The organism is Novosphingobium aromaticivorans DSM 12444 (genome assembly GCF_000013325.1).
In the GTDB taxonomy this organism is placed as follows: Bacteria; Pseudomonadota; Alphaproteobacteria; order Sphingomonadales; family Sphingomonadaceae; genus Novosphingobium; species Novosphingobium aromaticivorans.
Genome location: NC_009426.1, coordinates 36,325 through 61,309, shown reverse-complemented (window position 1 = coordinate 61,309; position 24,985 = coordinate 36,325). Strand labels below are relative to the sequence as shown.

General features: G+C 61.2%; 21 protein-coding genes and 1 pseudogene. 6 read left to right on the top strand and 16 right to left on the bottom strand.

Translation table 11 applies throughout. The features are described from left to right. Positions 1 to 3: 3 nt before the first annotated feature. Together SARO_RS17260 and SARO_RS17255 are read right to left on the bottom strand one after the other, a co-directional pair. The gene (locus SARO_RS17260; protein ID WP_010890872.1) at positions 4 to 1,323 is read right to left on the bottom strand and encodes an LLM class flavin-dependent oxidoreductase; all 1,320 of its coding nucleotides are present in this window, start codon (positions 1,321 to 1,323) and stop codon (positions 4 to 6) included. 62 nt (positions 1,324 to 1,385) lie between these two features. After that, on the bottom strand, positions 1,386 to 2,315 hold the full coding sequence (locus SARO_RS17255) for a fatty acid desaturase (RefSeq protein WP_010890871.1): 930 nt from the start codon (positions 2,313 to 2,315) through the stop codon (positions 1,386 to 1,388). Between the two features lie 193 nt (positions 2,316 to 2,508). On the opposite strand from SARO_RS17255, the gene SARO_RS17250 reads away from it, so the two are divergent. Together SARO_RS17250 and SARO_RS17245 are read left to right on the top strand one after the other, a co-directional pair. Continuing rightward, a complete protein-coding gene (locus tag SARO_RS17250; protein ID WP_010890870.1) occupies positions 2,509 to 3,360 on the top strand; it encodes an IclR family transcriptional regulator in 852 nt (283 codons plus the stop codon). Between the two features lie 100 nt (positions 3,361 to 3,460). Then, positions 3,461 to 4,693: a multidrug effflux MFS transporter gene (locus SARO_RS17245; RefSeq protein WP_230487997.1), complete on the top strand. Its 1,233-nt coding sequence runs from the start codon at positions 3,461 to 3,463 to the stop codon at positions 4,691 to 4,693. 9 nt (positions 4,694 to 4,702) lie between these two features. Here the strand turns inward: SARO_RS17245 and SARO_RS17240 are convergent, their stop codons facing one another. Genes SARO_RS17240 through hpaH form a run of 3 tightly spaced genes read right to left on the bottom strand, consistent with a single transcriptional unit; the run spans position 4,703 to position 7,485 of the window. Further along, a complete protein-coding gene (locus SARO_RS17240; protein ID WP_011906637.1) occupies positions 4,703 to 5,869 on the bottom strand; it encodes a CaiB/BaiF CoA transferase family protein in 1,167 nt (388 codons plus the stop codon). Positions 5,870 to 5,871: 2 nt separating this feature from the next. Further along, positions 5,872 to 6,660, bottom strand: a complete 789-nt coding sequence (locus tag SARO_RS17235) for an HpcH/HpaI aldolase family protein (RefSeq protein WP_010891051.1) — start codon at positions 6,658 to 6,660, stop codon at positions 5,872 to 5,874. A gap of 9 nt (positions 6,661 to 6,669) precedes the next feature. Continuing rightward, complete coding sequence (gene hpaH, locus SARO_RS17230) at positions 6,670 to 7,485, bottom strand: 2-oxo-hept-4-ene-1,7-dioate hydratase (RefSeq protein ID WP_010891050.1); 816 nt, start codon at positions 7,483 to 7,485, stop codon at positions 6,670 to 6,672. Positions 7,486 to 7,624: 139 nt separating this feature from the next. On the opposite strand from hpaH, the gene SARO_RS17225 reads away from it, so the two are divergent. The 4 genes and pseudogenes from SARO_RS17225 to SARO_RS21740 all read left to right on the top strand — a co-directional run bounded on the left by SARO_RS17225 (position 7,625) and on the right by SARO_RS21740 (position 10,434). Continuing rightward, positions 7,625 to 8,485 carry an alpha/beta fold hydrolase gene (locus tag SARO_RS17225; RefSeq protein WP_010891049.1) on the top strand — a complete coding sequence of 287 codons (861 nt, stop codon included), beginning with the start codon at positions 7,625 to 7,627 and terminating at the stop codon, positions 8,483 to 8,485. A 119-nt stretch (positions 8,486 to 8,604) separates the two neighbouring features. Beyond that, positions 8,605 to 9,108, top strand: a complete 504-nt coding sequence (locus SARO_RS17220) for a TIGR02444 family protein (protein WP_011906638.1) — start codon at positions 8,605 to 8,607, stop codon at positions 9,106 to 9,108. 43 nt (positions 9,109 to 9,151) lie between these two features. After that, positions 9,152 to 10,068: pseudogene (locus SARO_RS17215) on the top strand (SDR family NAD(P)-dependent oxidoreductase). A 135-nt stretch (positions 10,069 to 10,203) separates the two neighbouring features. Then, a complete protein-coding gene (locus SARO_RS21740; protein WP_010891044.1) occupies positions 10,204 to 10,434 on the top strand; it encodes an acyl-CoA dehydrogenase family protein in 231 nt (76 codons plus the stop codon). A 192-nt stretch (positions 10,435 to 10,626) separates the two neighbouring features. On the opposite strand, the gene SARO_RS17205 is transcribed toward SARO_RS21740, so the two are convergent. The 11 genes from SARO_RS17205 to SARO_RS17155 all read right to left on the bottom strand — a co-directional run bounded on the left by SARO_RS17205 (position 10,627) and on the right by SARO_RS17155 (position 24,944). Beyond that, positions 10,627 to 10,992 (bottom strand): c-type cytochrome, encoded by a 366-nt coding sequence (locus tag SARO_RS17205; RefSeq protein ID WP_010891043.1) that lies wholly within the window; start codon positions 10,990 to 10,992, stop codon positions 10,627 to 10,629. Positions 10,993 to 11,023: 31 nt separating this feature from the next. After that, positions 11,024 to 12,490: an FAD-binding oxidoreductase gene (locus SARO_RS17200; protein WP_010891042.1), complete on the bottom strand. Its 1,467-nt coding sequence runs from the start codon at positions 12,488 to 12,490 to the stop codon at positions 11,024 to 11,026. A gap of 13 nt (positions 12,491 to 12,503) precedes the next feature. Then, positions 12,504 to 12,728, bottom strand: coding sequence for a non-oxidative hydroxyarylic acid decarboxylases subunit D (locus SARO_RS17195; RefSeq protein ID WP_010891041.1), 225 nt, complete (start codon positions 12,726 to 12,728; stop codon positions 12,504 to 12,506). Continuing rightward, positions 12,725 to 14,179, bottom strand: coding sequence for a non-oxidative hydroxyarylic acid decarboxylases subunit C (locus SARO_RS17190; RefSeq protein ID WP_234007477.1), 1,455 nt, complete (start codon positions 14,177 to 14,179; stop codon positions 12,725 to 12,727). The genes SARO_RS17195 and SARO_RS17190 overlap by 4 nt, the downstream gene beginning before the upstream one ends. Positions 14,180 to 14,198: 19 nt before the next feature. After that, complete coding sequence (locus SARO_RS17185) at positions 14,199 to 15,638, bottom strand: aldehyde dehydrogenase family protein (RefSeq protein WP_010891039.1); 1,440 nt, start codon at positions 15,636 to 15,638, stop codon at positions 14,199 to 14,201. A 41-nt stretch (positions 15,639 to 15,679) separates the two neighbouring features. Further along, positions 15,680 to 17,239 carry an FAD-binding protein gene (locus tag SARO_RS17180; protein WP_010891038.1) on the bottom strand — a complete coding sequence of 520 codons (1,560 nt, stop codon included), beginning with the start codon at positions 17,237 to 17,239 and terminating at the stop codon, positions 15,680 to 15,682. After that, positions 17,236 to 17,778 (bottom strand): hypothetical protein, encoded by a 543-nt coding sequence (locus tag SARO_RS17175; RefSeq protein ID WP_234007476.1) that lies wholly within the window; start codon positions 17,776 to 17,778, stop codon positions 17,236 to 17,238. Before SARO_RS17175 ends, SARO_RS17180 begins: the two co-directional genes overlap by 4 nt. 32 nt (positions 17,779 to 17,810) lie before the next feature. Continuing rightward, positions 17,811 to 18,425 carry a UbiX family flavin prenyltransferase gene (locus SARO_RS17170; RefSeq protein ID WP_010891036.1) on the bottom strand — a complete coding sequence of 205 codons (615 nt, stop codon included), beginning with the start codon at positions 18,423 to 18,425 and terminating at the stop codon, positions 17,811 to 17,813. 157 nt (positions 18,426 to 18,582) lie between these two features. After that, entirely contained in the window at positions 18,583 to 20,055 is a 1,473-nt protein-coding gene (locus SARO_RS17165; protein ID WP_010891035.1) for an NAD-dependent succinate-semialdehyde dehydrogenase, read from the bottom strand. A gap of 132 nt (positions 20,056 to 20,187) precedes the next feature. Further along, entirely contained in the window at positions 20,188 to 22,686 is a 2,499-nt protein-coding gene (locus SARO_RS17160; protein ID WP_011906642.1) for a TonB-dependent receptor, read from the bottom strand. A gap of 110 nt (positions 22,687 to 22,796) precedes the next feature. Continuing rightward, positions 22,797 to 24,944, bottom strand: coding sequence for a TonB-dependent receptor (locus SARO_RS17155; protein ID WP_234007475.1), 2,148 nt, complete (start codon positions 24,942 to 24,944; stop codon positions 22,797 to 22,799). Positions 24,945 to 24,985: the final 41 nt, after the last annotated feature.

The window sequence follows — 24,985 nt, the reverse complement described above, 5'->3', positions numbered from 1 at the left end:
GCATCAGGCGAAGAAGCGGTTGTCCGGGCGCGGCAGGCCAAGATGGTCGCGCAGCGTTTCGCCTTCGTATTCGGTGCGGAACAGGCCGCGCGCCTGCAGTTCGGGTACAACCTTGCCGGTAAAGTCTTCCAGGCCTTCGGGCAGGTAAGGGAACATGGTGGTAAAACCGTCGCAAGCGCCTTGCTCAAGCCAATGCTGCATCTCGTCGGCGATGGTCTTGGCGGTGCCGACAAAGGCCAAACCGCCATAGCTGCCAGCCTTCGCGGCGAGCTGGCGGATCGTCAGGTTCTCAGCTCTGGCCAATTCGATCATGAACCGCCGCGAACTTTTGCTGGCGTTGGATTCGGGGATGTCGGGCAGGGGGCCGTCGGGATCGAAGCCCGATACGTCGTGACCCAGCATGCCAGACAGTGAATGGATGCCGCTGTCGTAGTGGACCAGGCTGTCCAGTTTCGCGCGCTTCGCGTGGGCTTCCTCGACGGTGTCTCCAACAACCAGGAATACGGCCGGCATGATCTTGATGTGATCGGGATTGCGTCCGACCGTCGCCGCCCGCCCTTTGACGTCGTCGTAATAGGCTTTGCTGCCTTCCAGCGTCGATTCCGCAGCAAATACGGCTTCGGCAGTTTCGGCAGCGAGCTGGCGGCCCGGGTCAGAGGCACCGGCCTGGAAGATGACCGGCCAGCCCTGAACCGGACGCGCGATGTTAAGCGGCCCGGTGACCGAGAAATGCTCGCCCTTGTGGTTCAGCGCATGCATTCGGTCGGGGTCGAAATAGATGCCCTTTGCTGCGTCCATAACGAAGGCATCGTCAGCGAAACTGTCCCACAGCCCGGTCACAACGTCATGAAACTCGCGGGCGCGGTGATAGCGCGCGGCGTGATCTGGCTGGGTCTCCAGGCCGAAGTTGCGGCTGCTGTCCGGATTCGAAGTGGTCACCACGTTCCAGCCGGTCCGCCCGCCGCTGATGTGATCGAGAGAGGCAAAGCGGCGCGCGACATGGAACGGCTCGTCGTAAGTGGTCGAGGCCGTTGCGACGAGGCCGATTCGCTCAGTCACCCCGGCCAGTGCGGAAAGCAACGTGAATGGCTCGAACGAGGTCACCGTGTGGCTGCGCATCAGCGCCTGGCGTGGCAGGTTGAGCACGCCGAGGTGATCGGCCATGAAGAAATAATCGAACTTGGCAGCTTCAAGGCTGCGGATGAAGCGCTGGATCGCTGCCAGGCTGAAGTTCGCGTCGGGTAAGGCACCTGGATACCGCCAAGCTCCGGTGTGGATGCTGACCGGGCGCATGAACGCGCCAAGGTGAAGTTGCTTGGCCATCAGTGCGTTTTCCGATCTGGAGGTACGGCCGGACCATACCGAACGGTCCGGCCGTTATTTCGTTAGGCAGGCATGGCCTTGCCTTGCGCCTGGTCGAGTTCCCGGCGAACCGCAAAGTGGTCGTCATAGTTCTCGGGCTTCAGGGCGAAGGCTTTCTGGCGCGGGATGCGGTTGGCGTTGATTTCATCGTACTTGAGGTAATAGGCCTTGTGCATCCGGTAGAACGGGATTTCCGGCCAGAGGTGGTGGATCAGGTGGTAGTTCTGATAAACCAGTAGCGGGTTGAGCAACCATTCCCAGCCGAACCGCATGGTTGTCGCCATGTAAGGGTCTTCGTCTTGCGCGATGATCGCGGGATGATGTGGCAGGATGACGAAGACGATGGCGATGATGAACAGCGTGATCCGTGACGGCACGAACCACAGCATAAACAGTTCCCAGCCGAAGCCGAAGTAAATTGCCGCAACGAACAGCAGCACGAGGAGCGAATAGAAGACAAGCAGTTCGGTGCCATGTTTCTTGCGCACGTTCTGACCATATTTGACGAAATACCAGATGTAGGCACCATCGAAGAAGGTCCAGCGGAATGGAACCTGCCACCAGGGCGATTCATGCTCGAACCGGTCGGGATCTTTGGGTCCATTGGTATGCGTGTGGTGCTTGTTGTGGACCCAGCGGAGCAGGACCATCGGGGCATAGGGAAAGAGGAAGAACAAGCCGATCGCGCCGATCGATTCGTTGATCCAGCCAACGCTCGACAACGACTTGTGCGAGGCGTCGTGGATCACGCTGAAAAGGAGATATGTCACGAGGCCGTTTGAGATTGCACCGACCCAAAGCGGAAGCATTGAGTTCAGCGCCAAGTACCAGGTCGTTGCGATCCCTGCCATGGAAACGACAAACAAGAGAGCTGTCGGCAGGGCGAGAACGGGCGCCTTTCGCAACTGTTCGAAATGCTCTTCGGACGATCTGGGAAACGCAATTGCAGCCATTACCCGACTTCCTTTCCTCTCACTGGTTTCTAAGCGCCTAGTTGGGTTGACGCTCGGCCTCTTTGTCGCAATTGACTCAGATCATGCTCTTGCACGCGTTTGGGCCTTACACTATTCGTTGGACAATATGCAATGCTTTCCCATCATGCAAGGGGCTTTTGGGCCGGGGAGTGGCTGGTGAAGGGGAATACCGATGAACGCACGCAAGGCTAGCCAGCTGGCAGCTAAAGGTGATGAAATGGAACATCAGGCTACCGAGCGCTTGCCTCCCGAAGATTTGAGCGCGAATGATTCGCCGCGCAAGGCTATCCAGTCCGTGGAAATTGGTGTTCGCGTCCTCAGGGCCTTGATGGATTGCCCAAGGGATGGCGCACATCTGCGTGAAGTTGCCGAGAAATCGGGTCTGTCACGCAGCCAGGCACACCGTTACCTGCTGGCTTTTGTCAATACAGGCGTGGTCGAGCAGAATGTCCAGAATGGCCGCTATGCACTAGGTGAGTTTTCAGTTCGTATTGGCATGGCCGCGCTGGCGCGGGTGGAGCCGGTACGGATCGCTGGCGATAATCTGGCGAGCGTGCTGGAAGAACTGCAAACGACAGGGTTGCTGTCGGTCTGGGGCGATTATGGGCCAACGGTGATTCGCTGGATCGATGGCGGTCTGCCCCTGTTGACCAGTTTGCACGTCGGCTCTGTTTTGCCCTTGCAGGCTTCGTCCACCGGCATCCTGTATTTGACCCATTGTTCACGAGCTTTGACTCGGCCCGTCATCGCTCAGGAGCGCGCCAGCGGGCTGGTGGTTTCCGACGACGAACTGGAAAGGCAGATAGTCCAAGCGCGCGAGATGGGATACGCGACCACACAGGGTACGGTTGTGCCTGGTCTCTCTGCCTTGAGTGTACCTGTGCTTGATTCCGGGAACAGGCTTGTTGCAACGATGAGCGTTCTCTCGCGAGTTCAGGACAAGCATTTTTATTCGAAGCCGAAGATCGAAAAGATCCGTTCGGCGGCCATGGCAGCGAGTCGTGCGATCGGCTGGCAAGGATAGCTCCTGCGGTTTTCCATCAGAAGTGGACTGGCCTCCATATTGGTGGACCGGCTTCATGGCGGGGGCGCTGCCAGGCCCGACCATCCGGAAGGTATGAACGTTGTCGCTGACCCATAAAGAGCCAATCGGCAAACGGGAGTTCATCGCCATGATGGCGATGATCCAGGCATTGCAGTCACTTGGGTTTACAACTTTGCTTCCGGCCTTGGGTGTCATGGCAAACGATCTGGGGGCAAGCGGTTCAAACCAGCGGCAATGGGTCATCGGCACCTTCCTGATCTGCTCCGGCCTGTTTTCGCTCGTCCCGGGGACGATCTCCGACCGGCTTGGGAGGAAGCCGGTCCTGCTGGTTTGCATGGGCCTGTTCGCCCTGATCAATCTGCTTTGTGCTTTCGTGGCTGACTTTTCCGTCCTGCTGGCGGCCCGCGCGCTGCTTGGCTGTGCCTCGTCCGCCCTGACCGTCCTTCCTCTGGCGATCATTCGCGACCGCTATCAAGGCGAAGACATGGCCAAGCTGCAAGCCTTTGTCGCGATGCTGTTTATGGCAGTCCCGACCCTTGCCCCAAGTTTGGGTTATGTGATCTTTACTACGCTCGGCTGGCGTGCCGTCTTCATTGTCATCGGGGTGCTGTCGATGGGAGTGTCAGCATGGTATTTCTACCGCATGGAAGAAACGCTGCCGCTTTCCCGGCGGCAGTCCCATGGTGCCAGTGAATTGTTCGGCAACATCCGCCTCGTTCTGACAAACCGCCGGTCGATCGGTTACGTCATTGGCATGGCCCTGATTTTCGGCGCTCACTTCGGCTTTATCAACAGCTCGCAGCAATTGATCGGCGAACATTTCGGGGCCGGCGGGGCCTATTCGGTAATCTTTGGCTTGATGGCGGGCTCGATGATGCTGGCCAGCATTGCCAATTCTGCGATCGTACACCGTTTCGGCATCCGGGGGATCGGCCATGCCGCCATCCTGTGCCATTTCCTTGTGTCGATCGGCCAGATCTATTTGGCATCCCGACCGGGCGAAACCCTGCTTCAGTTTGTGCTTCTGACATCCGCGAACATGTGCTTGCTGATCACGGTCTTCATCAATTTCACCGCGATTTCCCTGCAGCCATTCGGCAAGGTGGCCGGGGCCGCGGCCTCTGTTCAGACGTTCTTCCGTTTGGTGCTTGGCGCGGGGCTGGGCGCACTGATCGGGCAGGCCTACAATGGTTCCCCGCTGCCTCTGGCCTATTCGTTCTTCGGGGTGGCGAGCGTGACCATCGTGCTTGTACTGTTCAGCGAAGGCTGGCGATTGTTCGGGGGACCTATACCGGTTCAGGCTGCGAACTGACTGTGCCGCCTATTCATCTTCGACCGGCTCGGGACTTCCCGGCGCGGCCAGATTCGAAACCATTCGCACCCCGTCGATCACGATCGGGCTCGCGACGCCTTTGCGCCCTCCGGCCATTGCGGCGAGGCCTCTGGCGACGACCTGCGGATCGGCGAACACTTCGTCGAGTTCGTTGATCGGTCCGGCTGGCACGCCAACCTCTTCAAGCGCGTCGAACAGCGCTTGTCGGTTCCACTGGGCCGTGCGCCCCTCGACCGTTGTGACCAGTTCCGCCCGGTTCGAGAGACGGGCAGGATTTGTGGCGAAGCGTGGGTCTTCATGCAGTGAACACCGCAAAACGCGGCACAAGCTGGCGAACTGGCCGTCGTTGCCGGCCGCAATCACCAAGGGTCCGTCAAGCGTGGGGAAGGCTTGATAGGGTGCCAGATTGGCATGACCGTTGCCGAACCGGCGCGGGACTTTGCCCGAAGTCATCCAGTTCATCGCCTGATTGGCCATGACCGCCACCTGGGTATCGAGCAGCGCCATGTCGATATGGGCGCCGCTGCCGGTGCGGTCCCGGCGGTTGAGCGCGGCGAGAATCGCCACAGTGCTGTACATGCCCGTGAACAGGTCGGCCACCGCGATGCCCGCCTTCTGCGGCTCGCGATCGGGTTCGCCGGTCATCGACATCATGCCGCCCATGGCCTGGGCGATGAAATCGTAGCCCGCGCGGTGGGCATAAGGCCCGGTCTGCCCGAACCCGGTGATCGAGCAAGTAATCAGGCGCGGGTTCAGTTCGGACAGCGCGGCATGGTCAAGCCCGTATTTCGCCAGCCCGCCGACCTTGTAGTTTTCGATCACGATGTCGGCCCCGTTCGCCAGCTCGCGGATGATGGCCTGGCCTTCCGCGCTGGCGATGTCGATCGCGAAGGAGCGCTTGCCGCGATTGGTCGAATGGAAATAGGCCGCGCCCAGACTCGTACCGTCTTCTGCGGTCACGAACGGCGGCCCCCAATGCCGCGTGTCGTCGCCCGCACCGGGCCGCTCGATCTTGATCACTTCGGCGCCCAGGTCCGCCAGCAATTGCCCGCACCAAGGTCCGGCCAGAATGCGGGCGAGCTCAAGCACCCGTACCCCATCGAGCGGTTTGGACGGATCGCCGGTTACTGCGGCCCGCCAGGCCGGTTTCGCCATGGTCAGACTCCGCCCTGCGCGGCGATGCGTTCGCGCCAGCGGCGAAGCCCGTCGCCTGCACCTTTTGCAAAGGTGAAGCTGTCGATGCCGTTGGCGATGAAGCGGGCGCCGCCATCGAGGAACTGCTGGACGAGCCGCTCGTCGCGCGAAAGGATCCCGGCCGGTTTGCCGGTTGCCACGATACGCGCCAGCGCCTCGCCGGTCAGCTTGAACAGGGCATCGAAGCTGCTTGCGCCCAGCAAACCTTCGGTCGCGGCCAGGTCCGCAGGTCCAAGAAACAGCGCGTCGATCCCATCCACCGCAGCGATCGCCTCAATGTTGTCGACGGCAGTCGCGGTCTCGATCTGGGCGATGATGCAAACCTGCGCATTGGCCTCTGCGACATAGGCAGGATAGCCACCCCAGCGTGAGGCGCGGGCACCGCCGAGGCCGCGTTCCCCAGCTGGCGGATAGCGCGATGCGGTCACGATCGCTTTGGCTTGTTCGGCGGTTTCGACCATCGGAACCATCAGGGTCTGCGCACCAAGATCCAGAACCTGTTTGATCGTCACCGAATCATGGCCGGGAACCCGTACAATCGCAGAACAAGGTGGAGTGGCTTCCACCGCACGCAGCTGCGCGACGATGCCGGGCAAGGTCTGCGGGCCGTGTTCACCGTCGATCAACAGCCAGTCATAACCCTGGCCCGCACAGATTTCGGCAATGTCTGGATGGGCCAGCGCCAGCCAGAAACCAAGCTGGACCGGACCTTCGCGCAAGGCCGCCTTGAAGCTGTTGACGGGTGTTTGCATTGTCGCCCTCTATACGAACCGGAACCCGATTGAACCAAACTCGCCGAAATCGGCGTTGAAGACATCGCCCGGCGCCGCTTCGACCGGACGCGTGAACGATCCGCCGAGCACGACTTCTCCGGCTTCGAGCGCTTGCCCCCAGGGCGCGAGCCGCCGTACCAGCCAGGCGACGCCGTTGGCGGGATGGTTGAGCACCCCTGCCGCAAGGCCGGTTTCCTCGATCACCCCGTTGCGGCTGAGCAGGGCGCCGATGCGGCGCAGGTCGAGCCCGTCGGGTTTCGCCGGCAGACCGCCGACGATGATTCCGGCATTGGCGGCATTGTCGCTGATCGTGTCCAGGACCTTGCGCGCGGCCCCGGTTTCGGCATCCTTGGGATGCACCCGTGTGTCGATGATTTCGATTGCCGGAACCACATAGTCGGTGGCGCTCAGGACATCGAAAATCGTCGTCTGTGCTCCTTCCAGGCGGCGCCCGAGCACAAAGGCCAGCTCGACCTCGACCTTGGGCGTGATGAACCGCGCGGCTGGAACGTCGCTGCCCTGTTCGAACACCATGTCATCCAGCAAGGTGCCGTAATCGGGTTCGGTGATCCCGGCTGCCTGTTGCATCGCGCGCGAGGTCAGGCCGATCTTGTGGCCACAAACGGTGCGCCCTCGCGCCAATTTGAGATCGACCCAGGCCTGGTTGATGCGGTAGGCATCCTCGATCCGCATGGCGGGATAGCGCGCCGAGAACGGCCGGACCCGTTCGCGGGTCTGCTCGGCGCCGTCGAGTTCAAGCGCCAGCTCGTTGACCAGTATGTCGCTGAATGCCTCCACTGCCATCTTGCAATCTCCCGTGGCATATCGTTTGGGAAAACTCATTGCACAATGTCAAACGATATCTTAGGCTCCGGTAAAAATGACCGTGAACTCCGGCAAAGAGTCTCGCGGATATTTCGTCAAGATCGCATGGGAGAATGTCATGGCTGCTGAAGGGGTTATCAGGGAAGAAAAGATCACGGGCCGGGGCTTGACCTCGCACACCCTCTTGGCGGGCGATCCGTCCAAGCCGGCAATTCTGCTGCTTCACGGTGCGGGTCCGGGCGCACATGCCGCATCCAACTGGTATCACCTGATGCCGGACCTCGCCGAAAACTTCTTCGTGATCGCGCCCGACCTGATCGGTTTCGGCCAGTCAGTGATTCCCGATCCGTGGCCTGACAGCGTGATGGGCTGGATCGGCACCCGGGTCGACCAGTGCTTTGGCCTGCTTGAGGCGCTCGGTGTGAAGAAGGCCCACGTTGTCGGTAATTCGATGGGCGGCGCGCTGACCCTGCAGATGATGAGCGAGGAGCCCGACGCGATCGACAAGGTGGTGCTGATGGGTTCGATCGGAGCCCCCGGCCCGCGCACCCCGGAACTGATCCGCCTGCTCTCGTTCTATTCCGATCCACGATATGCCCGCTATCGCCAGGTGATGCACAGCTTCGCCTACGATGCCGAGAAGTTCGAAGGCATGGAGGAAATCGTCGAGAACCGTTACAAGATCGCCACCGATCCGGGAATCATGAAGACCGCGGTCAAGATGATCGATTCGATGAAGAACGGCATTGAGACGCTCAACATGCCGCCCGAACTGCTGGGCAAAATGCCGCACGAAGTGCTGATCTTCCATGGCCGCCAGGACCGGGTGGTGCCGCTCGACACCAGCCTCTACCTGATCCAGCATCTCAAGCATGCCGAACTGTACGTTCTCGACCGTTCGGGCCACTGGTCGCAGCTGGAACGGTGGGATGTCATGCGTCCGATGATGGAAATCCATTTCGGCGCCCGCAGGTTCTAGGCGGTTGACCACGTTGCATGTCTGGTCAGCATTTTCACCAAGGTCCGCGATTGGGTACTTCGGCACGGTCGGACCAAGGCCCGGCCGTGCCGCCAGTGGGTGATGGAGCTTCAGTTCAGGTGGAGCAGCACGCGGCGGCGTTATGGGACTATTCCTTACACATTTATGCCAAGCCGGGTGTGGCAGCTTCCTGCCTTGCCTTGCAGGACCAGCATGGTTGTGACGTCAACACGGTGTTGCTTTGCCTTTGGTTGGCAGGGGCGCGTAGCGCCATTCTCGCTGTTTCGGACATCGAGGCCGCGCAGCACTCGGCAGCAACTGCGAATGAACGCTTCGTGCAACCGGTCCGTGCGGTGCGGCGCTGGATGAAGCAGTGGTGCCAAGGTACGCCTGAGTCGGAAATTAACGCCGCGGCTTATGCGGCGCTGAAGACGGCAGAGTTGCATGGTGAACGTCTGGTCCAGTCCCAAATGCTCGCTGGGCTGGACCTGGACCAGTTGACCCGTGCCGAGTCGTCCGAAGCTGCAGTCCAGGCAAGCTTTGCCAACTATTGTACCTTGGCGAGCACATCTGGCGGAGTGGCAGAGGAACTGGGTGAGCTTGTTGCCAGGGCCTGGCATTGAGCCAGTCCTGCCTGTCGGGCTAATTGCATTTGAGGAACGGGATATGGATCGGTGCCTGGATGGATCAGTTGTCGCGATCACTGGTGCCGGGCGCGGAATAGGTCGCCAACTGGCGTTGTATTGCGCCGCGCAGGGGGCGGCAATTATCGTCAACGATCTTGGCGTGGCGCAGGCGGGCAACGGCGGCGACACCGCATTCGCTCAGAACACCGCCAACGACATCATCGCTGCCGGGGGCAAAGCGGCGGCCAACTTCGGTAATGTTGCAGATCCGGCGGAGGCGCAGAGCATTATCGAGGATGCGGTACGGAAATTTGGCCGAATCGATGCGGTCGTGAACAATGCAGGCATCCTGCGAGACAGCATCTGGCACAAGATGAGTCACGCGGACTGGACCAGCGTTATCGCGGTGAATCTTACTGGTGTCTTCAACGTTTCCAAGGCCGCCACGCCCTATTTTCGTGAACAGAAGGCGGGCAGTTTCGATCATTTCACTTCGACGAGCGGTCTGATCGGCAACATCGGGCAGGCGAACTATTCGGCGGCAAAGTTGCCGTCGTCGCGCTTTCGCAGTCTATCGCGCTCGACATGGCGCGGGTTGGCGTCCGCTCGAATTGCATCGCGCCTTTTGCGTGGAGCCGCATGACCTCGTCAATTCCCGCGACAACTCCTGCCGAACACGAACGTGTCCAACGGTTGCAATCCATGTCGGCAGACAAGATCGCGCCGTTGGTTGCCTATCTGGCATCCGACCTGTCTAAGGACGTGACGAACCAGATTTTCGCGGTTCGCAAGAATGAAATCGCCCTGTTTTGCAAGCCCCGGCCGATCCGGTCGATGACCAAGGTCGAAGGCTGGACGCCGGAGGCAATTGCCCACGAGCTTGTACCTTCGTTTCGCAGCAGCTTCGCGCGCGCCGATGAAGTCTCGGCGCATGTCTTTCCTTATGATGCAATCTGACAGGTAACCGATGAGCAATGCCGGCATAGATGCAGAAGTCTTGATACAGCTTGAACGCTTCGTGCGCGACCGGCTCAGTCCTGTCGAGTGCAAAATTATTGAAACCGACCTCATCCCCGAAAGCGTCCTCGAGCGATGCGCGACCTGGGTCTGTTTGGATTGACCATACCGGAAGAGCATGGCGGCGCCGGCATGAACATCAGCCAGTATATCCTCACCAGGCACACGCTAAGTTATGCGATGCCGGCATTCCGCTCGTTCATTTCGATCAATGTCGGCATGTTCGCATCAGCCTTCAAGAATGGTGGAACAGAAGCGCAGAAGTCTGCATGGCTGCCGCGCATGAAATCGCCGCTTTCGGCCTGACCGAACCCGGTTCGGGATCAGATGCGGCGGGTCTGCAGACGACTGCGGTGCCAACCGGAGATGGCTGACTTCTCAATGGCACCAAGCCTGCGTGCTCACCAAAGCAACCAGCTATCCGCATACTCCGTTGGCACCCTAGCAATTTCAGCCTTACAAACCCTGTTGACCTTTTCCGCCCAGCTTGATTTGACCTCAAAGTGCCTTGTTTTTGGCGGGTTCGGCCTTTGTGGGGGGAAGCTTCTGCGCCACGATGTGATCGTAGATCTGCTTGATCTCCGCGTCCGACAATTCGGTCGGTCGGAACGGCGGCATTTCGATCAGGCCCTGGCGAACGACCGAATGTAGGTAATCGTAATCTAAGTCCTTGCGACCGATGAGCGAAGGCACCGGAGCACCTTTTTCGGCCAGCAGCATGGTGCCACCGTGGCCCGGGCCGGGGTTGTGGCAACCTGCGCAGTAACGCTCATAATTCTCCGCACCGTCCACCACTGATTCGCCTTGTGCGGACGAACAGGCAGCAAGTGCAGCGAAAAGCGAAAGGGCGAGGAACTTATTCATTTTACCTCCGCAGGCATGGCGACGCATCGGCTCAGACCGAGGCAAAGATCGAGTTGGGATCAAGCGCCTGCTTGACCCGCGCATGCAGGGCCGAGCGGCCACCCTTTTCATAGGTCTTGGCAACCGCCGCCCCCAGCCCGGGGTCGGTCATGATCTGGCCGAAGCCGGCCTCGGCCTGCGCGGCGATCAGGGCTTCGGCGCAAGTCTTGGCCCGTACCGCATCCTCGCCCTTCCCGGCGGCATGGGGCAGCACCTGGCGATGGTTGGCCGAACGCCAGATCGCGGTGGTTTCGCCAACGAAGTCGAAGCCGTTTTTGGCACAGATATCGCGCGACAGTTCATAGAGCTTGACGGCTTCCTCGCCATCCACAGGGCTGACCGGGTTGACCGTAAGCGCCAAGTCGCCGCTCCAGCCTGCTGTCCTGGCCGGGGGATCGGCCACCACACCGGTCATCGTGCCCATCCGCCAGGCCCACAGCTTGGGATCGATGCCCTTGCCATCGGTAATCACCCTTGCGCCGCTGATCGACGAGAACGCGCCCTTGACCATGTCCCACAGGATCGCGACGTTGCCGGGCAGGCCATAGAGCGAGCCGTAAAGGTTCCAGTAGCCTAGTCCGAGCACCTCACCAGCGGCCTTGACCGCGCTTGCCGCCATCGGCCCCTGGCCCTCAAAATCGGCGCGGCGCTTGCCGAGCAGGGCCGCTTCGTGGAGCGCATTGCCCACCGCGACGCCATTGGCCACCACCATGTTGAGCTTGAGCGGCCCGAGCACGTCCAACAACGCGCCCAGATCGTCCTCCTTGGGGACCGAGACCATGAAGGTCTGGTGCGCCGGGGGCTGCGGCATCATCCACATGCCGACCTTGGTCACCACCCCGAAATCGGACTGGGTGAACAGGCCATCGACCCAAGGGCCATAGCCGAACTTGAACAGCTGCCAGCAGGTGCTCTTGGGCATGGCGCCCATGCCGGTGCGCACCATCTTGCCATCAGCCAGCATGACCTCGAGCCCGCACTGCATCAGGAAATGATCGGAATAGGGGGTGTAGCCGGGGCGGCGGTTGATGAAACTGGCGGCCACGCTTTCATCGGGATTGCCGGGAAAGTCGACCCACAGCTTTATTCCTTTTTCCTTGATGTGGGCATCGAGCTGGCGGAAGGTGACGCCCGGTTCGACTAGGCAGGTGGCCAGTTCGTCATTGACCTCGAGGACCTTGTTCATCTTCTGCAGGTCAAGCACGATCACCTTGTCCTGTACGGCTTTTTCAAGTCCGTAGGCGCCGTTGCAGACCGTCTGGACCACACCGCCGCTGGTGCGCGCAGCTTCCAGCACCTTGGCGAGCTGGGCTTCATCGGCCGGAAGCACCACGCCTGCCGGTGCCATCCCTGGGACAGCATAGCGGGCCAGGGTCTGCGGGCTGGTATCGACGGCGGCCTTGCCCAGTGCCTGGGCGAGGGTGCCGAGCGTGGCCGTCTGGCGGGCTTGATCGATCATGGCGTTGGGAGCCTTATTGCTGGAGAATCTTGGGATAACGCTGGAGATCGCCGACATCGACGGCGAAATCGGCCGAGCGCACAGCCGGGTCGATAGCGCGGGCCGGTTCGCTGTCGCGCCAGGAAAAGTTGCAGGTCGGGCAGCGCAGGATCGTCCACACGACCGCGCCGTCCTGCCTGCCCTGATGATCGGTGACAGCGCCGCTCGATTTGCAGCGCCCGCAGACGGTGGTGGTCATGACAGGGCTCCCAGCTGCATTTCGCGGATCCGCTTGCTCAGGGCGTCGATCTCGTCCCCGGTCGGCGGGGTGACAAGGTGCGCTTCACCCACCGGATCGGGCGGGAGATAGCTGGTCGCGTCGATGATCAGGCGGTGCCCCTTGCCCGGGACCACTGCCGAAGGATCGATCGGCACGGCAGGCATGTTGGGCAGCACGATGATATCGTCCGCACGGGTGCGGGTCGAAAGCGCCCACATCACTTGGTTGAGATCGAACGGATCGACATCGGCATCGACCATAATCAGGTTCTTGAGGTACATCACGCCGTGCGGCGTGCTCAGCGCGCGCAGCGCGACCGTCTTGGCAAAGCCGGCCATGCGGTTTTTGACCGAGATGATCCCGGTCAGTCCGTGCTGGTAAAGCGCGTTGACCGCGGTGACTTCGGGGAAGCTCTGGCGCAGCTGGGCATAGATCGGGGCGGAGGTGTGCAGGCCGATCAGCGTATCGTGCTCGGTCCAGCCGCGCCCGATGTAAATGTTCTCGAAGATCGGATCGCGCCGGTGCGACACCGCCGTGACCTTGAAGATCGGCGCCTTGCGCACGCCGCTGTAGGAACCGGGGAATTCGCCGAACGGCCCTTCCAGCTCGCGTCCACCCGGTTGCAGTTCGGCCTCTATCACGATTTCGCTGTCGGCCAGGATGTCGATCCCGTTGCCCGATTTGGTCAGCCGGATTGGCGCGCCCATCATCGCCGAGGCATAGGAATATTCCGATTCCTCGTAGCCGATCGGGGTGGCAGCAAACACCGCAAGGCCGGGATGATTACCCAGCATGACCGCAATCTTTAGCGGAACGCCTTCCCGTTCGGCCGCCATGATCTGACGTCCCATGTCGTGGGAGGGGATCGTCATCAGGGTGAAGGTGTCCGGCCCCTGGATCTGCAGGCGATAGATGCCGACATTCTGCTTGCCGAAATTGTCTGGATCGAGCGGATCGCGCGAGGCGACCGAGGCCTTGCCGATGTAGAACCCGCCATCGTATTCGTTGATCCGATAGACCGGCAGGACATCGTAAAGGTTGATGTCCTGTTCGATCCGGCATTCGTGCACCGGGGCCTGGGCTTCTGGGACAAAGCTGATTTGCGCTTCCTGATCGCCCCAGCGGCCGGCGATCTCGAAGAAAAGCTCGCGGATGGTCGTGCCTTTAGGTCGGCCCAGCAGCAGGGCGATGTTGTCCCACGAACCATGGACGCCCACCGCCAAGCGCTTGCCGGGGTAACCGGTGATATTGTCGAATACGATCGCCGGCGCGCCGTTGGCATCGCGCGATGCGGCGACGGCTATGTTGCGCACGCCGGGTTCGGGCATCACCGCATCGCTCCAGGTGATCGCCTGGCCGGCATCCTCGAGCAGTTCGAGGAAGTCGCGCAGCGACGAGATCGAGCGGGCGCGGTTAGGGAGATCGTTCATGGTCATTCGTTCCCGCCTGTCAGTGTCCGCCCTCAGTCGCCGACTGGATCGTGACCCATTTCCATTCGGTCATGATCTCGAGATCGGCTTCGGTGCCTTCGCGCCCGAACCCAGAGGCCTTCGTTCCGCCGAACGGAACGTGCGGCTCGTCGTGCAGGGTCGGCGCGTTGATGTGGACCATCCCCGCTTCGGCCCGCTGGGCAAAGGCCAGCGCCTTGTCGAGATCGCGGGTGAAGATAGAGGCGCTGAGGCCGTATTCGGTGTTGTTGGCGAGTTCGAGGGCTTCCTCAAGTGTGTCGAACGGAAAGAGCGAGGTGACCGGGCCGAAGGTCTCTTCCTCGAACACGGTCATTTCCGCGGTAACGCCACTCAGGATGGTGGCCGCGCAGCTGTTTCCGCTCCACTCGCCGCCGGCCAGCACCGCGGCGCCCTTGGACCGGGCATCGTCGATGTGGCGGCGGACGCGGTCGCGCTGGCGTTCGGAAATTATCGGGCCCAGCATGGTGGTAGGATCGCGCAGGTCGCCGCTGTTGGCGCGGCCTGTCGCGGCGGCGAAGGCCTTGGTGAACTGGTCGAAGATCGACCGTTCCACATAGATCCGCGAAGCCCCCATGCAGACCTGGCCCTGGTACATGAAGATGCTGAACAGCGCGGCGTTGACCGCCTTGTCCAGATCGGCATCGGCGCAGATCACCAGCGGGCTCTTGCCGCCCAGCTCCAGCGTGTACTTCTTGAGGTTGCGGGCCGCGATTTCGGCGATGTGCTTGCCGACGCGCGAGGACCCGGTGAAGGTTATCGATGCGACCTTGGGATGGCCGGTCAGCACGTCGCCGATCTCCGCGCCATTGCCGTAGACCACGTTGAACAAGCCGTCGGGAACGCCGGCCTCCTTCCACAATTTAGCGAGCAGATCGGCGATCATTGGCGCGGCTTCCGAGGGTAGCAGCACGAAGGCGTTGCCTGTGGCCAGGGCCATGGCCGACTGTTTGATCCCCTTGATCAGCGGCACGTTGAACGGGGTAATCCCGGCGACCACACCGACCGGCTGGCGCAGGCTCATGCTGAACCGCCCAGGGGTGTCCGAAGGGATCGTTTCCCCCCGAATCCGGCGCGGCACGCCGATCGCCGCGCGCAGGAAGCTGACCGCGAAGCGGGTTTCGAACCCGGCCTTGGCGATCGGCGAACCGATTTCGTCGACCAGCACGTCGGCGAATTTGGCGGTATCGCGCTCCATGATTTCGGCGGCTTTCGCGATCCACCCTTCGCGCACTGCGGCGGGCAGATCGCGATGCTGGAGATAGGCCTGATGCGCGTTCTCCACGGCGCGGTTCACGTCTTCCGCGGTGCCGGCGGGAACCCGGGAATAGACCGAATCATCGACCGGGTTAAGATCGTCGAAATAGGCCCCGCCCGTTGCAGCCACGGCGGTGCCGCCAATCCAGTGCTCAATTTGCGTCATGGTCGTCAATCCTTGAAGTCTTTGTTCAGCCGGCCGTGTGATTACGCTTGGTTGCGCATCGCCTGGGGCCATATCCCCTGCTTGCCGGGGGAGAGGATGCCGTTGGGGTCGAGCACGTCCTTGAGACGGTGGTGCAGGTCCCACAGCGCCCCATCGTTGTGCTTATAGGTCTTGGCAATCTGGTCCATGAAGGCGAGGTGGGTGCGGTATTCGCCGAAGCCCGCACCGGCTGCCTCGTCGACCAGCTTGCCGAACAGGTCATAGGCGCTCTTGCGCATGCCGTCGTCGGCGCGATCGTACATGATCATCAGGATGTGGTGCATGTCGCGCCAGCCGACCAGGAACTCGCCGATATAGTCGAACCCGAAATCGTGGCAGCGCTGTTTGATCAGGTTATACTGGCTCAGCGCTTCCTTGCCGTCGGGTGCCGAGATTGGCGAGAAGTTGATATGCCCGCCGCCGCCGATCCAGTTCATGATGCTGAATTCGGTCATGTTCGGCTCGCCGCGCATCAGCCGCACGCGATAATCCCAGGCGGGATCGTTTTCGCGGTTGAGGTGCAGCTTGGCACCCGAAATGCTCATCATCGCTTCCTCGACGAGCTTCCAGTTGTTCTCGATGATCGGCGGCGGACCATAGAGCGCGGCGTAGAAGTTCCACATGCCCAGGCCATGATCCGACGCGATCTTCTTGCGGATCGAATCCGGGATAGGGCCCTTGCCATCGAAGTAATGGCGGCGCGTGGTCTTGGCGGACACTTCCCACAAGAGATCGACCGCCACCGCGGCGTTGGGAATCACCTGGTTAACCTTGAGCGGTTTGACCGCGTCGAAGATTGCGGCAAGGTCTTCCTCGCGCTCGTAAGTGATCATGAACGGCTTGTAGCCCGGCGGTTCGGGCATCAACCAGATACCCATCTTGGTAACAATGCCGAAATTGGACTGAGTGAACATGCCATCAAAATGCGGGCCGGCTGCATGCTTGGTGGATTGCCAATGCTGCGACCCCTCGATCGCGCCCTGACCGGTGCGGACGACCTGACCGTCGGCAAGGACCACTTCCATGCCGCACTGCATAACGAAGTGATCGCCGTAGGGGGTGTAACCCGCGCCATGTTCAAGCGCGTTGCCCATGACGCCGCCCCAACCTGGTGCCGCAGGATCGACCCAAAGCTTGCTGCCGATCTTGCGCAGATGGCGGTGAAGCTGAAAATAGGAAACGCCCGGTTCGACCAGCGCATAGCCGTATTTCTCGTTGACTTCGAGAATGCGGTTCATCCGCTTGAGGTCGAACATGACATAACCGGACTGGCGCGGGGCCGGGCCGCCATAGGCGAAATTGCGGCCGTTGCCGAATGTCCAGATCGGCAGCTTGTAAGCGTTGAATACCTTCAGCGCCTGCTGAATCTGTTCCATGTTGGCCGGTGCCACAGCAGCCGAGGGCAGCATCTCGCCATCGGCCAGCGGTGAATAGGCGTCGCGATAGGCCGACAGCGGCAGTTCATCGACGAAGACCCATTCCTTGCCGACGATAGCCGCTAATTCGTCCAGAGCCTTGGTAAAGGTTGCGGCGTCGACGCCTTGTGGCATGCGCGTACTCACGACTGCTGTACTCCCACTTCGAATGCCCATGAAACCAGCATGCCGGGGCTCTTGCCATCGAGGCCGCAATGTCCTCCTGACTGGCACCGCAGTTCGGCATCCTGGCGATCGCCGACGAGCGCATCCTGCATGTGGTAGGCAAGAACGCTGGGCCAGCCGACGCTAGCCCGCGCAAGCAGCGTTGGCGCGCCAACAGTCTTGTGTTCCCAGCGCAGCTTGCGGTATTGATGGGTCCACTGTAGTAGCGGGCGGGCGCCGCCGGCCACCAGGATCTGCTCGGCGATCATCGCCGCGGGATCGGAAGTAAGGCCGACCAGCACGCCTTCAACCGCTTCAAGTTCATGCAGCAGGCCGTTGAAGCTCCGGTCGATCCGGACAACCTGCGCTGCGCACCCCAAATTGGTAAAGGTTTCGGCAAATAGTCGACTTTCGGGAACGTGCGTCTCCTCGATGACGATGATCTTGCGCGGCCGCTGCGCCAAGGCGCTGCGGCCGATCCCCAGACCGGCAACGGCAGCACCCACGGCGCCACCGCTCATGACCGTGCGACGGCTGACATCCCACGCCATTCTCAATTCCCTTCCATTTGCCCAGCACCCGGAACAAGGCTTGCCGCCTCTTTGCTAAGGCCTTGCCAGCGTTTCTCCGACTTCGCATGAAGCCCGAACAGATCCAGTACCCGCATGCAGGTGTGATCGACCACGTCGGCCAGCGAGGTCGGCCGCGCATAGAAGGCCGGCACCGGGGGGAAGATCACCGCCCCCATTTCGGTGCAGGCCGTCATGTTGCGCAGGTGCGCCAGGTTGAGCGGCGCTTCGCGGGTGATCATCACCAGGCGGCGCCGTTCCTTCAGCATCACGTCGGCCGCGCGGGTGATAAGGTTGTCGGACAGGGCGTGCGCCACCGCGCCCAGCGTGCGCATCGAACAGGGCGCAATCGCCATGCCTTCGCATACGAACGAACCGCTGGCGATCGAGGCGCCGACGTTGCGGACGTTGTGCACCACATCGGCCAGCGCTTCGAGCCGGGCTTTGCCTTCGGGCAGTTCCTCGCGAATGTTGAGCAGCGCAGCCGGAGACATTACCAGATGGGTTTCCCAACCGCCCGTCTCGCGCAGCAGCTCAAGCAGGCGAAGACCATAGACCGAGCCGGTTGCGCCGGTAATCCCCACGACCATGCGCTTCACGGCAGGAGACTTTCCTGCGCGTTTTGGGCGGTCAAGGTCGCGTAAGGCCTAACCTTGAAGGGCATGCTGAATTCCATCTCCCGCTCTTTTATCGACATCATACAATGCATTCCGCATTGGGCAACGAAAATCTTGACTCCTTGGGACCGCATTCCGCTTACACCGGACTCTCGGGCCGGACCCCAACACTGATGGTCTTCATCTCCAGGAATTCTTCAATACCGTGTCGCGAACCTTCTCGGCCCAGTCCCGATTCCTTGATGCCGCCAAACGGGGCGGTCTCGGTCGAGACGATGCCGCTGTTCAAGCCGACCATCCCGGTCTCAAGGCCTTCGGAAACCCGCCAGGCGCGGTCAATGTCGCGGGTGAAGGCATAGGCCGCCAGCCCCGAGTGCGTGGCGTTGGCAAGCGCCAGCGCTTCGGCCTCGGTTTCGAAACGGAACACCGGGGCCACCGGCCCGAAGGTCTCCTCGTCCGCCAGCCGCATCGCCGGTCTCGCTCCAGTCAGCACAGTTGGTTGGAAGAACAGTTCTCCGGCCTCGTGTCTCTTGCCGCCGGTGACCAGCTGGGCACCTTGCGCCACGGCATCGGCGACATGTCCCTGAACCTTGGCCAAGGCTGATGCGGTGATTAACGGTCCCTGGTCGGTTGCACCTTCAAGGCCGTTTCCGACCCGGAACGCGGAGACCCTGGCGGCCAGCGCCTCGACGAAGCGGTCATGAATGCCGCTTTGCACGAGGATCCGGTTGGCGCAAACGCAGGTCTGTCCGGTGTTACGGAATTTCGAGGCGATCGCCCCCTCGACAGCCTGATCGAGATCGGCATCGTCGAACACCAGCAGCGGGGCATTGCCGCCCAGTTCCATCGAAACCCGCTTGAGCGTGGCAGCGCATTGAGCGGTCAACAGCTTGCCAATCGCGGTCGAACCGGTGAAGGTGAACTTCGTAACATCGGGATGGCTGGTCAGGACCGATCCGATTTCGGGCGCATCCCCGCAGACCACGTTGAACACGCCGGGCGGAACGCCCGCTTCGCGAGCGAGCTTCGCCAGAGCGAAAGCGGTCATGGGGGTGAGTTCGGACGGTTTGAGGGTCACGGTGCAGCCCGCCGCCAGTGCAGGCGCGACCTTGCGGGTGATCATCGCGGCGGGAAAGTTCCACGGCGTAATGGCGCCCGCCACGCCGACCGGCTGACGGATCACGACGATCCGCCGGTCAGCGCTGGCCGGAATGACCTCGCCATAGACACGGCGCGCCTCTTCAGCGAACCACTGGATGAAACTTGCGGCGTAATCGACCTCGCCCAGCGCTTCGGCCAGCGGTTTGCCCTGTTCGGCGGTCATCAGCAAACCAAGATCGTGGCGATGGAGCCGGACCAGCGCCAGCCAGTCATGCAGCAGGCGCGCGCGTTCCTGAGCGGGCCGCTTGCGCCAATCGATCAAGGCGCGGGAATTGCTTTCAATTGCCCGACGCGTCTGGGCAGCGCCCAGCTTGACGACATTCGCCAGCGTTTTGCCGGTTGCCGGGTTAGTGACCGCGTAGGTAGAGCCGGCACAGATCTCGGTGCCGTCGACAAGTGGTTGGCCGGTCAGGAAATCGCTGCGCTCGAGCGGGGGGATCGTAACGCCCAAGACATTGCTCCTTTGGCCGCAAGACAAGTTGCCAATACCAAATTGGGCGGCGAGGTGTCTGGCAGGCTCTTGGTCGGTGCCACCAGAAGGGTGAGGGCGGCGGCGGACCGCCGCCCTCGGGGGTGGTAAGTGTCAGTACTTATAGGCGAGCTTGAGGAACCATTCACGCGGGCGCGAATAGGTTGCCAACGCTGTCCCGGCGACGAACGGATCTACGTAACCGCCCTGGATATAGCGTTCGTCGGTCAGGTTGGTCACACCAGCGGTCACGGTGAAGTGCTCGCTCTTCTCGGTGAACGAAGCACTGGCGCCGAAGACGCTGTAGCCAGGCTGGCGCAGTTGCGGGCTGTTGACCGCATCCTTGAAGGTTTCGCTCTGGTACGACCAGTCTCCGCGCAGCGTCAGCTTGCCCATGTCACCTTCATAGACGTCGGCGTTGAACGAGGCCGATCCGGTCCATTCCGGCACGAAGGCGAACTTCGAGTTCAGGTTCACGGGGAACGCGAGCGGATCAATGGAGCGGTAATAGGCATCAAGATAGCCAACGCCGAAGGTCAGGCGCAGCCAATCGGTCGGAGCCGCCTCGCCTTCGACTTCAAAGCCTTTGATCCGGCCGGAACCGGCGTTTCGTGCCCGGGGGGCGATGCCTTCGCTGACGACGACCTGGATGTCATCGTAGTTTGACATGAACGCGGCGAGGTTCAGCCGCAGGCGGCGATCCAGCAGCTCGGTCTTGAGGCCGAGTTCGTATGATTCCACGAATTCGGGCCTGAACGACGGCGCAACCTGTTCAGCCGGGAAGATTCGCTGCGTGAAGCCGCCGTTCTTGAAACCCTTGGAATAGGAGGCATAGACCAGGATATCGTCGGTGATCTTGTAGTCAGCCGAAATTGCCGGCGTCCATTCCTTGGCCTTGGCGGCAACCTGGACCGCCGGCATCGTGTGGTTTCCACCAGGGTTAGTGGCGGCTGGTGCGCAGCCTCCAGGCAGCGGGAAGCCGAACAGCGGGCTCGCCGGATCGGTCACCAGCAAGGGCACTGGCTGGCCGGTCACGCACTGGCTGAAGGCGATGAACACGCCCTGGGGGTAAGGGATGATGCCGGCCTGCCCAAGCGGAGCAGTGTAATCAACATTGATGGTCTGGAACGAAGGATCGAACCGCTTGGTCTCGTCGGTATAGCGGATGCCCGGCGTGATCGAAAGACGATCGGTCACCTTGATCGTTGCCTGCAGATAGGCAGCATAGCTGTCGTTGTCGATCTTGCCGCCGCTGAAGAAGTCAGCGAAGCCGAACAGCAGGTTGTTCTTGTCTTGGCCCTTTTCCTTCAGGTAATAGCCGCCCAGAACGAACTTCACCCGATCATTCAGGACACTGCCGGTCAACTGGAATTCCTGCGAAGCCTGCCACAGATCGATATTGTTTGTCAGGTTGAGGTAGGGATGTGGCGTTCCGTCGAAGTCGAACTGGATCGTGGCCTTCTGATCGCGATAGGAGCTGATCGACTTCAGGTTGATGTCACCAAAATCATAATCCAGCGTCAGGTTCGTGCCCCACAGGTCGAAATCCGACTGGTTCTTGGCACCGGACCAGGTTGAATCGATATCGCCGGTGATCCACTGCGTGGTGGCGCAGCGCGGGTCGTTGACCGGTGCCAGTTGCCCGTCCGCACCGCAGAAACCTGCGCCGCCCTGCAACTTGTTCCAAGCATAAGTCGAACTGGGGAAAACCACGGTTCGGCCATTCAAGTCGACAACCTGCAGCAGGTTGGGCGATTCGAAAAGGTTGACCAGCGTCGAAGCAGCCATTTCTTCGCGCCTGATATTGATATCGCCGCTCAGGTTGACGGTCAGCTTGTCGGTCGGCTCCCACTTGAACGCAATGCGTCCGCCGAAGCTGTCCTTATTGCCCTGGCGGCCTCCGTCGAACAAACGCTTCTGGTAGCCGTCGCGGGTTTCATAGGAAGCAACCGCGCGCATTGCGAGAGTGTCGCTCAGCGGTACGTTGATCATGCCCTTGAAATCGGCGCGGTTGAACCGTCCGGTCGCCGCTTCGAGCTTCATGTCGAAATCGTTCTGCGGTTCGACGGAATTGACGACGATCGCGCCGCCGATAGTGTTCTTGCCGAACAGTGTGCCCTGCGGCCCGCGCAGGACCTGGACGCTCGAAACGTCGGCCATGTCGAGCAGCGCGCCAACCGAGCGGGCAACATAGACGCCATCGACATAGACGCCCACGCCCGGGTCGACGGTGATATTGAAATCGGTCTGGCCCACGCCGCGGATGAACGCGGTGATCGAGGCGCTCGAACCCGAAATGTTGGCGACCGGCGAGATGTTCACGTTCGGCGCGAATTTTGCGACTTCTGCTACGTTGGTGACCTGGCGTTCCTCGAGCATTCCGCCGGTCATCGCGGTGATCGCGACTGGTGTTTCCTGCAGGTTCTCGGCCCGCTTGCGCGCTGTCACGGTGATCTCTTCGAGGCCGCCGGTCTGTTGCTCCTCGGCCTGGGGCTCGCTTGCTGCGGCATCCTGTGCATGCGCCGAAATCGGCACAAGCCCGATGTATCCGACCATAGCCGAGGCGCTGGCACGCAGGAAGGCCTTCCTGAAATACATTAGTCGGTTTGGCATTTTGCATTCTCCCTCATGTTATGCTGATTAGGCGCCCGATCCGAAACTTCGTTTCGGATCGTTCGGTGCCGGCCTGAAAATGGCTCTTTCGCGAGTTTCGGATCAGGTTCTCAGAATTTGGTCTCGATCGTCATCCCGATCTTGCGCGGTTGTTCGTAGAACCCGTCGGTGCCCAACGTTCCGGGACGTATGGTCTGAAAGACCTTTTCGTTGGTCAAGTTGGTCACCCACAGCCCAACCTTGAAGGCTTCGCTTTCGGGCTGCCAATTGATCGAAAGGTTGGACAGGGTGTAGGGCCGCTGCGAGAACCTGTTGGCAAAGTCGTAATAGACCCGGGAACTCCACAGGAGATTGCCTGCCAGGGTGACGCGGCCATTGCCGACGTCATGGCCCCAATCAAACCCGATATTACCCGACCATTCCGGCGCCCGGGTCATGACCTTGCCGGATGCATCGAACGGCGCCGCCACGTTGCCGGCAAAGTCGCCATTGCCGCTGACGATCGGCGTAAATCCCTGGGCGTTGGGGAAATCCTTGTAGCGGGCATGGGTATAGGCAACCGCCGCGCGCAGCCTCAGGTCGCGGACCGGGCTGATGGTGGTCTCGAACTCGCCGCCATAGATTTCGGCATTGGCGGCGTTTTGCAGGATGTATCCGGGGCCGGTCGGGGCCTTCGACTGAAGCTGCAGATCCTTGTAGTCGTAATAATAGACGGCAAGGTTGGTGCGCAGCCAGTCCAGCGGATCGGACTTGATCCCGAATTCAGCCGCCTTGATGTTTTCCGGGTTGACCGGGGTGCCGCCGGTTGCCGCCATGTTGTACACCCCGCTTTTGAACGCGGTGCTGTAGGTGGCGTAGACGTTGGTCTTGTCGGTCACCTCATAACGGACACCGACTTTGTAGTTGAACTTGTTGAACGTTTTTGAAACGTCATCGACCAGCAATACGCCATTGTTACTTTGGCTAAACCAGCGCGTCTCGGTAGTGTAACGCCCGCCAAGAGTGAGGAACAGCTTCGGCTGAACCTCATAGGTGCCTTCGGCAAAGCCCGCGAATGAGCGCCCATCAAGCTTCGGCGTGAGCGACGGACCCGCCAGGGGCGAGGCCGGGTTGGTCGTGGACCAAGGCTGAAGCACCGGCGCGCCGCCGCCGAACTGGTAGAAATAGCCGCCGACCAGCCACTGGAAGCGACCGGGGTTGGCCGAACTCAGCTTGATTTCCTGGCTGCCCGACTCCGATTCAAACACTGCCGGGAAGTTCGAAAGCTTGATGTTCGAGGCATCGCCATCGGTGGTCTGCTGCCAGCGCAGGTTGAGGAAACCAGAGGTGGTCTCAAGCATCACACTGCCCAGATCGAGCCGGGTGTGCAGCGCAAAGCTCCACCTTGTGAGATTGAGCAGCGGAACCTCGGTCAACGACGCCTGCCAGGCATCGGTCGGTACGATCACGCCCGGCCAGTTGCGGCCCGCGGTGTTGCCGTCCAGCGGTTGCGGCGAATTGGTGGTGCTTTCCTGATTGAAGTATTCCCCGGTCAGGACCACCTTGAAATTGTCGGTCGGCTTGAACAGCAACTTGCTACGCAGGTCGATGACGCGCTGGTTGCCAAGTGTGCCGCCGCGGACCAGATCGTCGATATAGCCATCGTTCTTGCGGAAAAGCGCGGCAAAATCAGCCGCGACCTTGTCACTCATTGGGCCGGTGAAATAGAGCCGGGCATCGTAATCGCCGGCATCGCGCCTCATCCGCCCCACGCGCAGCGAAGCCTTGCCGCGGAAGTCGAAGCTGGGATCGGGGGTGATTACGTTGATCAGTCCGCCGGTGGCATTGCGGCCAAAGGTCGTTCCCTGCGGGCCACGCAGCACCTCGACCCGTTCGACCTCGACCAGGTCGATCCAGTTGGCGGCCGATTCCGGTTGATAGACGCCGTCGACGTAGGTTGCGATATTGGGTTCATCACCAACCGAAATGCCGGTTGAGCCGACCCCGCGGACCACCGGCTGGAAGACGCCCATATTACGGCTGCCGATGAAGCCCGGCACAACCTGAGTGAGGGAGCGGACCGTCGAAACATCGGCGGAAGCCAGAGCGTCGCCGGTAACCGCAGTAACTGCAACCGGCACGGTTTGCAGCCTGGCCTCGCGCCGAGTGGCCGTGACGATAATGTCACCTAGGCCCGTGTCGGTAGCGTGGGATTCGTCCGATTCGCTTGTGATGTCTTGTGCCAAGGCCATCTGCGGCGTCAGCGCGGTCGCTCCCATCAAGGCAACGAAATAGCAGCCATACTTTTTCATGCAAACCT